The 16,417-nt window shown below is 50.7% G+C and carries 15 protein-coding genes; 7 read left to right on the top strand and 8 right to left on the bottom strand.

Going from position 1 to position 16,417, the window contains the following annotated elements; genetic code table 11:
• Positions 1-67 precede the first annotated feature (67 nt).
• A complete protein-coding gene (locus KI362_RS19615) occupies positions 68-358 on the top strand; it encodes an alpha/beta-type small acid-soluble spore protein (RefSeq protein ID WP_044481266.1) in 291 nt (96 codons plus the stop codon).
• Positions 359-480: 122 nt separating this feature from the next.
• Here KI362_RS19615 and KI362_RS19610 read toward each other — a convergent pair whose 3' ends face one another.
• Complete coding sequence (locus KI362_RS19610; RefSeq protein WP_301629678.1) at positions 481-933, bottom strand: hypothetical protein; 453 nt, start codon at positions 931-933, stop codon at positions 481-483.
• Between the two features lie 174 nt (positions 934-1,107).
• On the opposite strand from KI362_RS19610, the gene KI362_RS19605 reads away from it, so the two are divergent.
• From KI362_RS19605 to KI362_RS19595, 3 genes are all read left to right on the top strand, one after another.
• Positions 1,108-1,812, top strand: a complete 705-nt coding sequence (locus KI362_RS19605) for a response regulator transcription factor (protein WP_301629676.1) — start codon at positions 1,108-1,110, stop codon at positions 1,810-1,812.
• Complete coding sequence (locus tag KI362_RS19600) at positions 1,809-3,161, top strand: sensor histidine kinase (protein ID WP_301629674.1); 1,353 nt, start codon at positions 1,809-1,811, stop codon at positions 3,159-3,161. The genes KI362_RS19605 and KI362_RS19600 overlap by 4 nt, the downstream gene beginning before the upstream one ends.
• Before the next feature lie 63 nt (positions 3,162-3,224).
• Complete coding sequence (locus tag KI362_RS19595; RefSeq protein WP_301629672.1) at positions 3,225-4,466, top strand: hypothetical protein; 1,242 nt, start codon at positions 3,225-3,227, stop codon at positions 4,464-4,466.
• 30 nt (positions 4,467-4,496) lie between these two features.
• Here KI362_RS19595 and KI362_RS19590 read toward each other — a convergent pair whose 3' ends face one another.
• The 7 genes from KI362_RS19590 to KI362_RS19560 all read right to left on the bottom strand — a co-directional run bounded on the left by KI362_RS19590 (position 4,497) and on the right by KI362_RS19560 (position 12,518).
• Positions 4,497-5,084 carry a DNA-3-methyladenine glycosylase I gene (locus tag KI362_RS19590; RefSeq protein WP_212937857.1) on the bottom strand — a complete coding sequence of 196 codons (588 nt, stop codon included), beginning with the start codon at positions 5,082-5,084 and terminating at the stop codon, positions 4,497-4,499.
• A 77-nt stretch (positions 5,085-5,161) separates the two neighbouring features.
• Positions 5,162-6,553, bottom strand: a complete 1,392-nt coding sequence (gene thrC / locus KI362_RS19585) for a threonine synthase (protein ID WP_301629865.1) — start codon at positions 6,551-6,553, stop codon at positions 5,162-5,164.
• 67 nt (positions 6,554-6,620) lie between these two features.
• Complete coding sequence (locus KI362_RS19580) at positions 6,621-8,912, bottom strand: ABC transporter permease (protein ID WP_301629669.1); 2,292 nt, start codon at positions 8,910-8,912, stop codon at positions 6,621-6,623.
• Entirely contained in the window at positions 8,912-9,616 is a 705-nt protein-coding gene (locus tag KI362_RS19575) for an ABC transporter ATP-binding protein (RefSeq protein ID WP_044481254.1), read from the bottom strand. The genes KI362_RS19580 and KI362_RS19575 overlap by 1 nt, the downstream gene beginning before the upstream one ends.
• Before the next feature lie 32 nt (positions 9,617-9,648).
• The gene (locus tag KI362_RS19570; RefSeq protein WP_301629667.1) at positions 9,649-10,326 is read right to left on the bottom strand and encodes a TetR/AcrR family transcriptional regulator; all 678 of its coding nucleotides are present in this window, start codon (positions 10,324-10,326) and stop codon (positions 9,649-9,651) included.
• Positions 10,327-10,528: 202 nt separating this feature from the next.
• Positions 10,529-11,518: an L-glyceraldehyde 3-phosphate reductase gene (gene mgrA / locus KI362_RS19565; RefSeq protein WP_301629665.1), complete on the bottom strand. Its 990-nt coding sequence runs from the start codon at positions 11,516-11,518 to the stop codon at positions 10,529-10,531.
• 121 nt (positions 11,519-11,639) lie between these two features.
• Positions 11,640-12,518 carry an AraC family transcriptional regulator gene (locus KI362_RS19560; protein WP_301629664.1) on the bottom strand — a complete coding sequence of 293 codons (879 nt, stop codon included), beginning with the start codon at positions 12,516-12,518 and terminating at the stop codon, positions 11,640-11,642.
• A gap of 141 nt (positions 12,519-12,659) precedes the next feature.
• Here KI362_RS19560 and KI362_RS19555 point away from each other — a divergent pair, with 141 nt between their 5' ends.
• The 3 genes from KI362_RS19555 to rlmN all read left to right on the top strand — a co-directional run bounded on the left by KI362_RS19555 (position 12,660) and on the right by rlmN (position 16,219).
• Entirely contained in the window at positions 12,660-13,922 is a 1,263-nt protein-coding gene (locus KI362_RS19555) for an acyltransferase family protein (RefSeq protein ID WP_301629662.1), read from the top strand.
• 51 nt (positions 13,923-13,973) lie between these two features.
• Complete coding sequence (locus KI362_RS19550) at positions 13,974-14,714, top strand: Bax inhibitor-1/YccA family protein (protein WP_212937850.1); 741 nt, start codon at positions 13,974-13,976, stop codon at positions 14,712-14,714.
• 431 nt (positions 14,715-15,145) lie between these two features.
• A complete protein-coding gene (gene rlmN / locus KI362_RS19545; protein ID WP_301629660.1) occupies positions 15,146-16,219 on the top strand; it encodes a 23S rRNA (adenine(2503)-C(2))-methyltransferase RlmN in 1,074 nt (357 codons plus the stop codon).
• Positions 16,220-16,417 lie beyond the last annotated feature (198 nt).

Below are 16,417 nucleotides of genomic sequence, written 5' to 3'. Positions count from 1 at the left end.
AGCTAGAAGGGATAAGTCATCCTGTTTCGGGGCATCTTAAGCCCAAACACATAAAGGAGGGTTCCCATTGTCGAGAAGAAGCCGTAGATATGCCGTTCCGGGATCGGAACGCGGCATGCAAGCCTTCAAGGCGGAAGTGATGAAACAGGAGGGCTACCGGGTAGATCCGAATAGGCCGGATGACGTGAAGTATGAGGTAGCCAAAGAGCTGGGCGTTCCCCTTCGTACGGATGGGGAGAACGGAGAACTGACCACGGAAGAAGCGGGACAGATCGGCGGACGAATCGGGGGCTCCATGGTTCGCGAGATGGTCAGAATGGCACAGGAGCAGCTGTCCGGGCGGAAGCAGAAGCCTTAGGATGCAAAAGATGACTCATTTTCTGGCATCATCAGATTAGAAGTGTTTGGCAACAGTATACAACCGCAAAATACCCGCCGGAAGGGCGGGTATTTGTGCGTGCGGATCATGGGCGGCATGCCTTATTGCTGGCGTTGGCTATGCAGAACCAGATGCAGCAGCCAGCCGATCAGCCCTGTGACAGCACCAGTGACAGCGCCGGTCACCAAGCTGCTGATAAGCATGAAGCCTCTCATCAGAACCGCCTGTAATGCCGGGGCCATTCCGCTTAGATTGCCGCCCAGCACCGGCGGGGTATCGAAGGCGAATACCCAGAGTACAAGATGGATTACGCCGAGATACAGCCCATAAATAATGCCGATGGTCAGCAAAGCCTGAAACGGCTTATTTGTCTTGCTGACCAGTACAAAGCCGATCCACAAGATAAACGGCACCACGGCTAGAAGCAGATTCAGCGTACCGTGTGGATCTACGAGATGGAGGTCGTGGAAGAAGACGCGCGGTGCGCCCAGTACGGCCAATATCACCAGGATAGGTAGGGAAAGACCGGTAAAGCTTTTTATTCGTTGATTCATAATAATGCAGCCTCCTTGGCAGGTAATGATGATCGATGAACCGTGATCTGAATTCATCATACCGGGAGAATGTTGTGAACTTATGACGATCCTGTACGGTCTCCATGAAATGCCGAGAATTGCAAGTGACGGACCTGATCCTGTGGCATAATGAGGGAAGAGGAGGGATTGTGCGTGGCTTATGAACTGTTGATCGTGGACGACGAGCAGAAGGTGCTTGATTTTGTCAGGCCATTCCTGGAGGAGGAAGGGTATGCCGTACGGACGGCTGCGAATGGCCGGGAGGCGCTGCGCATAGCGCGTGAGCTGAAGCCGGATCTGATTGTGCTGGATTGGATGATGCCGCAAATGAACGGGCTTGAGGTGTGCACCGAGCTGCGTAAGTTCAGCGATGCCGGCATCATCATGCTTACGGCCAGAACAGAGGAAGCGGATAAATTGGTCGGCCTTGAAATCGGGGCTGATGATTATATGACCAAGCCCTTTTCGTTAAGGGAGCTGGCTGCTCGAATTCGCTCCGTGCTAAGGCGGGTGCGCAAGCAGGAGGAACATCCCGAACCGCAGCTGCTGCAGCGGGGCGGCTTGACGATCTCCCATGCGGAATACCGCGTATGGCGGGGAGACGAAGAACTGCTCCTAACGCCAACAGAATACAAGCTGCTGACCACCTTGGCCGACCGGCCGGGAGTGGTCTACAGCCGTCTGCAGCTGCTGCAGCTGGCGCTGCCGGATGATCTGCTGAACGACGAACGCACAGTGGATGCCCATATAAGCCGTCTCCGTAAAAAGGTGGAGGAGGACCCGGCGCACCCCGTCTATATCCAGACCGTATACGGATTCGGATATCGGTTCTCCCTGCCCGGAAAGGAATCGCTATGAGTGTCGGCCGCAAAATGTTCCTCGGTTTCTCCATGCTGCTGCTTGTGATGGGGACGCTATCCTTTGCCGGTACGTATTCGGTCGTGGATCGGCTGATGAGCCAAATGGCGGAAGCGACACAGCGTGGAGTGATGGACCGGGCCGTGGGTCAGCTGGTATCGATGTACGACGAGGCTTCAGGCTGGAGCGATCTGCTTGAGACGGAGCGGTTTCCCTTGAATAATGCCAATGATAGCGTGCTGATTATCGATGCGAATGGCGAGTCTGCTGCGCGGATCGGCGAGCTCGGGGACCGTGCGCTGGAGCGCTTCGGCATGAAGAAGAACGTGACTACTGAGGACGGACGAACCTGGACCATCTATTATGCGAATTCGGCGATTCATTTTGTCGGATTATTCAAATATGCTTTTCGAGATTCTCTGGTGTTTCTTCTGGTAGGGCTCGCTGTGTTGCTAACCGCGGTGGCCCTGGTTGCGGCTTACGTCTTGGCGCGTCATCTTACGGCTCCGATCCGCCGGATGATTCCGGTGATCGACCAGCTTGGGGCCGGTCAATATCAGGCCAAGGTGAAGGTGGATTCCAAGGACGAATTCGGCAGGATCGCTGCTGCGCTGAACAACCTGTCAGCCGGACTGGAACAGGCGGAGCATGCGAGGAAGACGATGACCGCCGACATTGCCCATGAGCTTCGGACGCCGCTGTCGATTATCGGGGGGCGCCTGGATTACTATCAGCAGAGCGGCAGGCCGGTGCCGCCAGAGCAACTGCTTCCGCTTCAGGATGAACTGATTCGGCTGGAACGGATCGTCAACGAGCTGCAAGAGCTGTCCCGGGCGGAGGCAGACCAATTGATTCTGCAAAAGGAACCGGTAGACATTGCCGAGCTGCTCGGGCGAATTGTGGAGAAGGTGCAGCTAGAGACGGAAGAGCACGGATTAACGATCACGCTTAGCACACGGCCTGCTTTCTCGAGCGGTCAGCCGCCGATATGCTTGGGGGACAGGCACCGATTGACCCAAGTCTTCCTCAATCTATTGATGAATGCGATTTGCTACACGCCTTCGGGCGGGACTATTGAAGTAACGGTTGCCACGGAGCCCGATGATTTGCTCGTCTCGGTTGCTGATACCGGAATCGGGCTTGCTCCCGAGCATTTGCCCCATCTGTTCCAAAGATTTTACAGGGCGGATCCTTCGAGGGATCGGCACAGCGGGGGCAGCGGACTGGGTCTGGCCATCGCGGCCGAATATGTCCGGGCACACGGCGGAGAGATTACAGCGGAGAGCGAACTCGGCGAGGGAAGCGTCTTCCAGGTCCGGCTTCCCCGGAACCAAGCTAATTCCAAGTAACTGTCGTAACCTTTCTCCTTTTATCACCGTCTAGGCAATAAAAGGGGTAAGGAGGTACGAATATTGAAGAAGCTCGTCGGCATCATGATCTTTTCGGCGGCATTGGTTCTGTCCGGTACGAACGCGCTGGCTGGCGATCCGAGTCCGCATGTATCAAGCTTGGCAGCACCGGCGCCATCGGATGAGACGACAAATAGGCTTGAGAGCGAATCGGATATCGCGAAAATATATCTGATCAAGCATCGGATGACGATGGAACTTGGATCAGACAAGACGAAGGCGAACCTCGACGGGGTTGAGGTTCAGGTCGACCCCGCAAGCTTGCGGGACGGGCATATGTATATATCGCTGCGCACCTTGAAGCTGAGCGGAGCCGCCGCATCGGTCGGTTGGGATGCACAGAAGCAGGAGGCTGCAGTCACCATGAAGCCGGAGCTGTCTCCATCGTGGCAGAAGCTCATCTTCCGGGCGGGCTCTTCCGGGGTCATTCGCCCGAACGGAAATCCGCTTGAAGGGGCTGCAATTCCGGAGCTGTTCTTGTCCGAAGGAAGGGTGTATATTCCGGTTAAGTCTCTCTCGCTGCTCGGAATTGCCGCAACAACGGATCAAGGGAGACTGGTGCTGGAGTGGAGTGAGAAGTTTATTGAACTAACCAAGCAACTGCAGGAAACGGAGGGCACGCAGGCGACCTTCTCCGTCCTGTACCAGCAGGAGATGTATACGCCGCAGATTTTGACCTCCTATGGCAGCGGGGCCTGGGGCGGCGGCACCGGGCGGCAGACGGGCAGCGGAATTGCCCTGGACGGCAGGATTTATAACCGGATGGAATATACCGTGGAATTGCGGCCGGGAGTGAACCCGCTCAGGTTGTATGCGGTCTCTGCCGGGGCGGTTGATTTCTCGGTCACGCGGACTGTGGAGCATTCGGAGCAGATTCCGGTATCATTTACGGAGCAAGGCTCGGAATATGTCGAACTCCTTCTGCCGGAATCCGGATATGTGAAGCTGAATGCCGGCGAGGAATTGACTTTAGCCGGAGGACTCAAGAAGGCTGGCTCAGGCCTAGACGAGCTGACGATCATTCAGCAACGATACGAGTCTAAGCGCAATGATTCCGGAAAGCCAGGGTACAAGACGATTAACACCGCGGCCTTGCCGATCTCGGACGGCGAATTTAATGGCAAAATCTCTTTCCCGGAGCCTGGAGACTATCTGCTGCAGGTTTATAGTCCCCGTTACATTCCGATGCCTGAATCGGAGCCGGCTTCCATACTCTGGGCAGAGCTCGTTGTGAAGGTGGAATAACGGACAGTTCCGGGAGTTTGATCTTCCAGGCTATTTTTGGCCCGTTGCAGCCGCTTCCTGCCGGCACAGGCAATCGACGGTATGGTCATTCACCATTCCAGAGGCCTGCATGAAGGCATACAGGATCGTAGAGCCGACGAATTTCATGCCTTTCTTCTTAAGCGCCTTGCTCATGGCATCGGACACCGGGGTCGAAGCTGGGACCTCTTTAATATGTGTCCAGTTGTTGATGACCGGTTCACCGCCTGTGAAGCTCCATAAGTACTCGGAAAAGCTGCCTGATTCCGGATCCTCCATGATCTCCAAATAGATGCGTGCATTCGTAATCACGGACTGGATCTTCAGGCGGTTGCGGATAATCCCGGAGTTTTGCATCAATTCTTCGACCTTCTCAGGACCGTACTGGGCGATCATATGGGGATCGAATTGGTCGAATGCCTCACGAAAATGCTCGCGCTTCTTCAGGATCGTGTACCAGCTTAACCCGGCCTGCATTCCCTCCAGAATCAGCAATTCGAACAGCTTCCGGTCATCGCGAACCGGCTTGCCCCATTCTTCGTCATGGTAGGCGATATATAACGGATCGGAATTAACCCAGGCACAACGGACAGTATTCATATGGTAGACACTCCTTATTAGATAGTTGAAAAAGAAGGGGCCTAACCGGACGCATCGCTGGTTAAGCCCCTTTGTTGTTAGGAATAAAATTGAAGCAACTCTGCCTTCACGGCTTCATTTGTGCCGCTGACCTGCTTCTGGTGCTGCGTCTTATCGAACAGTGCCTGAATTTGCGTCGGGAAGGTCTGTTCAATCTGGATCAGCTCAATAGCCTCGTTAAATTTGGCTGGATGTGCAGTAGCAAGTGCGACCGTAGCCTCTCCCCGAGCGCCAAGCTGCCCTGCAGCCGCGACACCGCAAGCGGTATGCGGATCAAGCAGATAGCCTTCATCATCATGTACCTGTCCAATTGTAGCCAGGCAATCGTCATTCTCAACACTTGCGGCAGCAAAATCCTGCTGCACCTGTGCAAGCAGGTCTCCCTCTACGGTGATGCGCCCCTCGGCGCGGAATGCCTCCATCCGGGCGGATACAGCCGCTCCGTCCTCACCCAGCAGATAGTAGAGGTAACGCTCAAAGTTGCTTGCAACCTGAATATCCATCGACGGGCTATAGGTCATGTGGAACTCGCCCGGCTGGTAGAGGCCATCATTTACGAAGCGCTCGAGGATATTGTTCTCATTCGTGGCGAGGATCAGCTTGCCTGCGGGAAGGCCCATCTTTTTCGCCAGATAACCGGCAAAGATATCCCCAAAGTTTCCGGTTGGAACGCTGAAATGGATCGGACCCGTCACGCCATGATTGAGCAGTTCAAAGTAAGCGTAGAAGTAGTAGACGGTTTGCGCCAGAATCCGCGCGAAGTTAATGGAATTGATCGCCCGCAAATGGTATTCATTCTTGAAGTTGACATCTGCGAACAGTTCCTTGATGATTCGCTGACAGTCATCGAAATTGCCGTCTACAGCTAGATTCAATACATTCCTGTCATCCACCGTTGTCATTTGCAGCTCCTGCACCTTGCTGACCTTGCCCTTGGGATGGAGAATGCAAATTTTGATGCCCTCCTTGCCCCTTACGCCCTCGATGGCCGAAGCGCCAGTATCCCCGGATGTAGCTCCCAGGATGTGAATGATAGAATGATTCTTACGCGAAATATACGAGTACAGATTCCCCAGAAATTGCAGGGCAATATCCTTGAAGGCAAATGTCGGCCCGTGGAACAGCTCCAACACGTACAGATCATCCTTGAGCTTGCGAACCGGGGTAACGTCCTTGCTGCGGAAAGTAGAGTAGCTGCTATCTATCAGCGCCTTAAGCTCATCACGCGGAATCTCACCATCCACATAGAGCGACATAATCTCTAACGCCAGCTCCGGATAACTTAGCTGCTGCCACTTGGCCAAGGTATCCCCTGACACTTGCGGAATGGCCTTCGGTACGAGCAATCCGCCATCGTCGGCGAGTCCCATCAGAACGGCATCGATAAAGCCGAGGCCTGCGGTCTTCCCTCTAGTACTGATGAATTCCATATTGATCCCCTTTACGACAATGATTTTCAACTATTGTAACAAAAAAAGCCGGCTTTCCCAACTGAAATTAATCTGCCGACTTTAGGGAGGTTACCATGTCGATGTCCTTCAACTTTCTGCTCATTAACATATTGACGATAAAGGAGCAAAGCAGCGTTAATCCAATGGCTGTCAAATAACTAGGGAGCTTGATTTCAGGAAATAACATCAGTCCTTCACTCATATTGGCTTGATCTAGCAGATGAATTGCTCCCCAACCCGCAGGCAATGCTAGAATGATACCAATCGCAGTGAGGAGAAAGCTTTCTTGGAACAACAGCTTGCGAATTTCACGGTGGTAAAAGCCCAGCACTTTTAATGTCGCAAATTGTCTCGACATCTCCGTCAAGTTGATAAGACCAAGACTATAAATCACAGCAATACCAAGGAAAATCGCTGCAATGGTAAGCCCTGCGGCAGAAGCAAAGACACCCTCGTTCAAGGCTCGATTTGCTTCCTTCATATCCTCTTTGGCGATGATCTGTGTCACAGGATAATGCTCCTTGGCCGCTTGCATTGCTGCTTGATCCCCTAACAATAATGCATTAGGGACAAAGATCTCCCCGTGCTGTCGCCATGCTGCCTCAGACACAAACATTCGATCTGCAACGGGCGATTGAATGGTCTCGGATACAACAATTTCCTTCCACTGTCCCCCGTCAATTCGCAGGGAAACAGCACTTCCCGCCTTTACGCCTAATACATCTGCCATTTTCCGAGATAATACAACTCCAGATTCAGGTACAGGCATGACATCCGGACTTGTGACATCAAGATTAATGTAATCCCCGCTTCCAATAATCGTAACAGGCAAATTACGCTGAGCAGTCGCAGATTTTATGACAACCCTTCTCTCCTGAATGGGCTGGATCCCTGCTTGATTCCAATTTGTGCTTTGTGCTTGCTCAGCATTCAGTGCTAAGAGATCTGCCTTGTACTCATATAAATATTGACGATCAAATTCTACCTCAATGGATTTATTGCTTGTATCGATATTGGCGAAGCCAAAAAGAATCAAAAAGGCGCAACCAAACGAGCCAACAATCCCCATTGCCCCTCGAACCTTGCGAGAGCGTAAGTTCCGCAGCAGCCACAATCGCTGAAAAGAAAATGTAGCTTTAGAATGAACAATCGACTCCATTAATGATTTCTTTGGTCTGGAAGGAGCCTCCCCCTTCAACACAATGACAGGCAACGCGTTTAACTTGCCCCGACATGCAAATAAGACTGCAAGTACACAGCAGCCGCTGACTGCAGCAATAGACCACAACGTTTCAATGGGAAATGACTCTGACCAACGCGGCAATGTAAAGGATCGGTGCAATGTTCCCATAAAAATCGCGGGAATAACATAATAGCCTGCAATCAAACCGATAGAACCGCCTGTAATGCCTAGAAAAAGACCGTACGATAAGTAGTGCCATTTAATTGTTCGAACAGGGACGCCTAGTGACATCAATGTTCCGATCTGAACTCGTTGATTCGTAATAAGGCGGCTCATAGTACTAATGACAACAAGGATTGCTAGCAGGAAAAATAGCATTGGCGTCACATAAGCAATTGTCTTGAACTGTCCAATCTGACTTGCCGCACCAGATGTACTAGTGTGCTCCTCATGGGTTAGGCTGTTCACATATTTCTTCCCTAACACTTGCTCAACATCCGCTAACAATGTCTGTATATTTTCCTCGGGTCTCAATTTGATTAAAAGCTGGTTCAGCCCGGAAGAAGAAAACATATTATATGCAGCAGCTTCACTCATATAAGCATAGCCATACAAATCATGTCTTGTAGACAACGTTTCCGAGGATACATCAATTAACTTTTCAGGACTTAATACAAGCCCCTGGATCTTGACGGGCACAGACTCCCCATCTCCTGCATGAACCTGAATCGTGCCTCCGATATTAAGCCCATTAGCCTTTGCAAATTCCTGATCTAGCCACAATCCTTCTCGCTCGCTCTGAAAAGGTTCACCTGAGGCCAAATAGGGTTTAGACAATATGTTTTCATTTAGAACAAACAAATCAAGTACCCGGTTCTCAGAGAAAACCTTCATTACCGTTCGGCCTTGCGCCGCTTCAATGCCAGGGAGCTCCTTTATTGCGTCTACATCTTGGGCGGAAGCCCCCTCAACATTTATCCATACATCATTCATTTCAGTGCTGTTATAAAACTGATTCACACTTTCTTCTAATCTGTTTCCCACTGTAATTGCACCTACAAAAGTAAATACACCGCAAGCAGCGATAATAATAATGGTCAAAAATTGTGCCTTTGCATGCTTGATATCCCGCAGCATTTTTTTGAACAACATCATTACCAGGCCACCTCACTCATGGGAAGCGGGTTTTCGTTGATTTGTATATCAATGACCTTACCATCCTTGAGACGAATAACCTTATTAGCCGTATCTGCAATTGCGGCATTATGTGTAACCACAATGACGGTCTGATTATATTTTTTGCTGATATCCCATAAGGCGGACATGATTAATGCTCCAGTGCTGCTATCAAGCGCCCCTGTTGGCTCGTCACATAGCAGCAGCTTCGGCTTCTTGCATAATGCTCTCGCAATAGAGACTCTCTGCTGTTCACCGCCAGACAATTCCGCTGGAAAATGATGAATACGTTGGGCAAGGCCAACCGCTTCCAGCATTTCCATACTATCCAGGCCGTCTTTGCACAGCTTGCGTGAAAGATCCACATTCTCTTTCGCCGTTAAATTAGGGATCAGATTATAGAACTGGAATACAAAACCAATATCACTACGACGATAACTGCTTAATTGCTCAAGTGAATACTGGGCAATATTATTACCATCCATTAGAATGGTGCCTGAGGTAGCTTGATCCATCCCGCCCAGCAAATTAAGTAATGTGCTTTTTCCCGAACCGGAAGGACCTAGTATAACAGCGAACTCGCCTTGTTCAATTTCAAACTCCATGCCATTCACTGCGGCTACTTTATTTTCCCCAACTTGGTAGGTTCGCAATAGGTTTTTGATTTGGATAAATGGTTTCATACAACGACTCCAGTCTCTTTATTGTTTAGTTATCATGGCGAACTTGTCGCCCCCTCTCCCAGCAAATAGAGAAGACTGTGTGCCAACGCCGAAGTAAGTGCCATTTCATTTAAAGGGATACCCTTTTCATCACCGGGTAGAGCGTAGCATTTAACTAAAACAAGATCACGCACCATGCCATCATAGGACACGACCGCAAATGAAAATATGTCCTCGAGCGGCATAATCGGTTTTAAAATTCCTTGCTCCACCTTCTCTTGCAGGTAAAGCATCGTGTTCTGCATTAGCTTCTCAAACTCAGTGACCTCTGTGATGCTCCCTTTTTTCTCCTCATATAGCTTGGGATTAGTTAAAAATTTGGTGTTCATTTCAAACGTAAATTTGCCCTCAGCGGGTATGGAATCGATTAAATGCTGTCCTAAAACATGAAATATGCTTAGCACCACATCCCGAACACTTATATCCTTCGCAAATAAGGGTTCACACTTCTCCCATAGTCGATACTCGCTCTGTTTACGATTAGTCAAGCTAATAAAAACATCGTCAATATCACGAAAATAACGATAAACGCTGCCTATACTCAGCTTGGTCTGACGAATAATGTCACGCATAGTAACTTCATATGCCGGCTTCGTTTTACAAACTTCTAGGGCTGCATCCAAAATACTATTGCGCATTTTCTCCTCATAGTCTTTAGGAACTTTGGGCATACTGCTCTCCTTCCTCCGTAATTTAAAATGACGCACCAGTCATTTTAAGAATACGAAGCTATTTTTTATTTGTCAAGACTCACTTCGAGTCTGGGTACGAGCCTCTTCATAATGCACCACCTGGGCGATCGAAGCAAAATACCCCTCAGCAGCGCCGATCCTGCTGAGGGGTATCCATTTCATTTCACTCGATTCAATTCAATTATCCTTTTAGAATTGCCTCGATGCGAGCCAGCTCCTCTGCACTCAACTCCGGTGCTTCGAGGGCGCCGACAGCATCCTCGATTTGAGATACCTTGCTGGCACCAATCAATGCAGAGGTCACCCGGCCGCCGCGCAGCACCCATGCAAGTGCTAGCTGGGACATTTTCTGGCCGCGTTCGGCAGCCAGCTCATTAAGCTTGCGCACCTTGGACAGCACATCCTCGGTAATCTGCTTCTCGGTCAAGAATGAGGTTGGCTTCGCCGCGCGGGAATCAGGCGTAATTCCGTTCAGGTAGCGGTCCGTCAGGATACCTTGATGCAGCGGAGAGAAGACGATGGAGCCGATGCCTTCCTCCTCCAGCACATCCTGGAGTCCATCCTCAATCCAGCGGTTAAGCATGGAATAGCTTGGCTGATGAATCAGACAAGGCGTTCCCAGCTCACGCAGAATACGGGCTGCTTCCTTTGTCTGCTCAGGATTGTAATTGGACAGCCCTACATACAGGGCCTTGCCCTGGCGCACGATCAGATCCAGAGCAGACATCGTCTCCTCGAGCGGGGTGTTCGGGTCTGGGCGGTGATGATAGAAGATATCTACATAATCAAGCCCCATCCGCTTCAAGCTTTGGTCCAGGCTGGATACCAGATATTTCTTGGACCCCCATTCGCCATAAGGGCCAGCCCACATATAATAGCCTGCTTTGGTCGAGATGATCATCTCGTCACGGTACGGATACAGCTCCTGCTTCAGCAGGGTTCCGAACGTATCCTCTGCGGATCCTGGCGGCGGCCCGTAATTGTTAGCCAGATCAAAATGGGTAATTCCGAGATCAAAGGCGCGGCGGACCATCGCCCTGCAATTCTCTAATGTATCCCTCCCTCCGAAATTATGCCATAATCCAAGGGAAATCGCAGGCAGCTTCAGGCCGCTGTTACCGCTGCGGTTATATTTCATGCTCTCATACCGTTGCTCGTTCGCCAAATACATAGAATAACCTCCTCAAAGTATATAGACTCCATTCAGAATGCGTAAGCGCTGTCTTCCTTTTCTCCGCGTCTATCATTGTACAGGAATGCTGCCAGTCTTCGTATGTCAGTATGACCGGAGTTTATAGTATAATGTCTGTTTTCTCCTGATGAAGACTCCGGTACTCCTTGGGTGACACGCCTTTCACTCTTTTAAACATCCGCGAGAAGAGCAGCGGATCTTCATAGCCTACAGAGCAGGCAATTTCGCCGATGCTGCAATCGCACCAGGAGAGCAGCTCGGCCGCCTTCGTCATACGGTAATTCAGCAGATACTTCTGGGGCGGCAAGCCGATCGTCTGCTTGAATAGGGCGGACAGGTATTTCCGGTCAAGCCCAAGCTTCTCGGCCAGCAGTCCGATGGTGACATTCTCACAGTAGTGGGCATGCAGATAATGCAGCGCCTGATCCACATGAGGATTTTTCGGCTTGGAACGGGCGGGCGGTTGGGCGAGAGGCGGTGCGCAGTGCAGCAGCACACTGAAGAAGTCATACAGGATGGACTGTAATGGCAGGTCCAGCTGCCCTCCGGCAGCCTCACCCGCTGCAGTAAGCCGCCCGAACAGTCCGGGCATGACATGTTCATCCATGGGAAAGACAGGGTGTTCCGGTGTCAGGCATGTTCTGGAGAGCAAGTGCTCTACCTGGTCTCCGGAAAAGGCAATCCAGCTATAATGCCAGGGCTCCTGCTCGTCCGCTGCATAATGCGTCAAAATATGCGGATAGGTCAAAAAGGCCTGTCCTGCATGCAGGCGGTGACTGGCTCCCCCTGCCGTTAAGTCTCCTGTTCCACTGTGAACAAAGTGGATCTTATACGTGTCTCTAATGCCTGGACCGAAGCTGTGTCCGGGCACACACTGCTCCTGTCCCCAATAATGGAGATAGAGGTCAGGATTGCTGCGGTAGGGGCGCTGCGGGTTAAAGTGGAATACGGCCATGGACATCTCTTCTTTCTCATTCATTACCATCCATTATACAAAATAAATCGTCAATCCGTATTTATCGGACTCCAGCTAAAAATTTGAACCTAAAAACAGAATATTGGTACACTGCGCCGGGTCAGGTCCTATGGTAAGTTAAAGAAAAAACGGGAGGATTCTGATTTGAAGCAATCATCTGGCGGACCCGGGATACACTTGGCCGGAGCTGACGGCCTTCGCGCTGTGGCATGCCTGGGCGTAATTTTTCACCATCTGGCTCAATTACTGAATATGAATCTCCAACCTCCAGCGATTCAAGATATCCAGTCTTTTCTGCTCATGGGCAATGCCGGGGTCAGCGTCTTCTTCGTGCTCAGCGGCTATCTGCTTGCGCTTCCGTTCTGGCGGGGTTATTTGGAGCAGGGGGATTTTCCGCAAATGAAACACTATATCCTGCGCAGGGCCGCCAGAATCGTCCCGGGATATTACACCGTGCTAATTCTCTGCATTGCTCTAGTACTTATCTTAGGTATTCCGTCCGAGAGCTTCTGGCTGCGTTCCTTGGCAGGACTTACGTTCACCTCGGGCTTTCATTACGTCACCTTTTTTCCATCGGAAATTAACGGACCGCTCTGGTCCATCAGCTTTGAGGTGTTCAGCTATTTGCTGCTGCCTTTGTGTATGTTTGGCCTTTTCCGTCTATTTGGCAAGCGCCGCTCCTTTAAGGGAGCTATGGGATACTGGGTTGGCGTGATGCTGGTCCTTCTGGCCGTCAATCAGGTGATTCATGCGCTGCTCACCCCCGAGCCGAATATGAGGAGCTGGGATTTTGGATTGATCGGCGGTGCGAAATACTGGATGCCGAATTATAATCCGGTTGGCTTCTTCGGTCACTTTGCCATCGGGATTATCGCCTCCGGCGTGGTCTGCCGTCTTCAAAGCACGGAGCGCACAGCATCGCTTCGAAAGCGCGGAGGATTTGATGTGCTGGGCGGATTGTTTCTGTTAGGGGCCGTAGTTCTAATCTGGGCAGCACGGCACCAGCCGGAATTTAGCTGGAGCATTCAGCATCAGCCGTATCTGTTTCCTTGGTTTGCCCTGCTGGTTGCCGGCTTTCTGGCGACAGCACCCTATTCCAGATGGCTGCCCGCTATTGTTGATAACGGATTTTTTCGCTATACGGCCAAAATTTCCTTCGGTCTCTATATCTGGCACAATCTGATTATGACCTTGGCCAATAAATACTGGATTGCGGACATGCACTATTTTGGCATCTGGGAGATAGGACGGTGGATGTGGATCGTGCTGGGTGTGCTGGCAGCCTCCTACTTAGCAGCGACACTATCTTATTACTTGATAGAGAAGCCGGTGCTGGATCGGGCTCATTTGGCAGGGAAGAGTTTGCCTAAGCCTGCATCTGAAGGAGCAAAAAACACAAATGCATGATTTTGGAAAATGTGATAAGCTGAGAAAAATACATATATGAGGTGAATGGAATTGATTGGACGTAGTGGAAACCCTACCCTAAGGGACGATACCTTTGAACGGCCGGAGATCTATCATGGCATGGAAGTCATGACGATTAACGGCACGGTCAATAAAGCGTTTATTACTTTGATTATTTTGATCGGCAGCGCATTTAGCACATGGATGTTATATTTCGATGGCTACAACGTACTGCCGATGGCGATCGGCGGCGCATTGGTCGGATTCGTGCTGGCGCTGATTACGAGCTTCAAGCCTAAGGCAGCGCCATTTTTGGTACCGATCTATGCCATTGCCGAAGGGATGTTTATCGGAGCGATCTCGGCTCAATACGAATGGCGGACTGGCGGCATTACACTGCAAGCTGTGCTTTTGACCATGGGCGTATTTCTTGCCTTGCTGCTGGCGTACAAGACCCGTTTGATCAAGGCTACGGAGAATTTCAAGCTGGGCGTGTTTGCCGCTACCGGCGGGATTGCGCTTGTGTATATCATTAGCATCGTACTGAGCTTTTTCGGTATCCGGATGCCTTATTTGCACGAGTCAACCTGGGTCGGGATCGGCATTTCGCTAGTGATCGTGATTGTAGCGGCGCTGAACTTGGTGCTTGACTTTGACTTCATTGAGAACGGAGCAGAGCAAGGTGCACCGAAGTATATGGAGTGGTACGGCGCATTTGGCCTGATGGTGACGCTGGTGTGGCTGTATCTTGAAATGCTGCGTCTGCTGGCGAAGCTGTCCAGCCGAGACTAGTGAATATAGATAAAAGTCAGAAGGAGCCTTCCAAGTCTCACGATGTGCGGCTGGAAGGTTCTTTTGCTTGTGTTCATATTCAAAATTTGGGACAATAGTACAGATCACCGCTATAGCAAGGGTTGGCGATCAAATGGAATACCGGCTTTATGCGGTTTTTCGTATAAAAATGATGCGTTGAGACGGTTTCCGTGAGCATTTGTAGGATTTTTCGTACAAAAGTGGATGTCAGGTCGCTCCCTCTGAGTGATTTGTGCGATTTTCCGTACAAAAGTAGCTTACAGAAGGGGCCGCCGGGTATTTTGTACGATTTTCCGTATAAATTGATCATCCGCCCAGGATAATGAGTCACGGCTCGCCGGGTCTATTAACGGATCTATTAAAGTGTTACGGCACTTATATTAGTTATTGAATAGAAAGAGGCATCTGATATGAACAAACCTTCGATATATGGCATGACATTGGAGCAGCTTGGGCTATGGCTGGAGGAGCGCGGCCATAAAAAATCGCGGGCCCTTCCGGTCTGGGAAGCACTCTACCGCGAACGAGTCAGCGGCTTTGAAGAGATGGACGGAGTAAGACCGGAGTGTCTGGAACTGCTGAAGGAGCACTTCTCTCTCCAGACGCTGGAAGAGCACACCCGTCAGGAGTCATCAGACGGTACGGTGAAATTCCTGCTTCGTCTGGAAGACGGCAACCTGATCGAGACGGTGCTGATGCGCCATAAATTCGGGTTGTCCGTCTGTGTGACGACCCAGGTCGGCTGCAATATTGGCTGCAGCTTTTGCGCGAGCGGCCTGCTCAAGAAGAGCAGGGACCTAACCTCTGGGGAGATTACCGGTCAGATTCTCAAAGTGCAGCGCTACCTGGATGCTGCCGGAGAAGGGGAGCTGGTCAGTCACATCGTTGTGATGGGGATCGGTGAACCGTTCGATAACTTCACGCATTTGATCGCCTTTCTGCGGACGGTGATGGATGCGAAGGGTCTTGCGATTGGGCCGAGACATATCACGGTGTCGACCAGCGGCCTGGCAGACAAAATCCGTGAATTCGCCGATTTGAATCTGCGGGTTAATCTGGCCGTATCGCTGCATGCGCCGAACAATGATCTGCGGACCAGCATTATGAAGATCAACAAGGCCATCCCGATTGAAAAGCTGATGCAGGCCATCGATTATTATTTGGAGAAAACGAATCAACGGATTACGCTGGAATATATTTTGCTGCGGGGCATCAACGATCAGCGTGAGCATGCACTGGAGCTGGCGGAGCTGGTCGGTGACCGCAGACCGTATGTGAACGTCAACTTGATCCCGTATAATCCTGTTGACGAGCATAGCCATTACCAGCGCAGTGAGCAGGATTCTGTTCTGGGCTTCTATGACATGATGAAGAAGCAGAATGTGAGCTGCAGTATCCGGCTGGAGCACGGCACCGACATCGATGCCGCCTGCGGTCAGCTTCGCAGCAAGCAGATTAAGAGGGAGAAGACCCCGGCTGTTTAGAAATGATTTTAAATTTGATAAAGGCTCGCGCCATGAGGCGCGGGCCTTTTTTTAGATTTCAACCAGTTGAGTGTTCAAGATACATGCGTGATTGCTTTAATCAGACATATTATAGTCAAAACTTACGTGGCAGCTATCATAAATTTCAGCGCATAGCTTTTAGCGGATTTCTATTTGTTCGTGCATATGCATATGAAA

Source organism: Paenibacillus apis (assembly GCF_018333295.1).
Taxonomy (GTDB): domain Bacteria; phylum Bacillota; class Bacilli; order Paenibacillales; family Paenibacillaceae; genus Fontibacillus; species Fontibacillus antibioticophila.
This window is presented reverse-complemented; position numbering and strand designations above follow the sequence as displayed.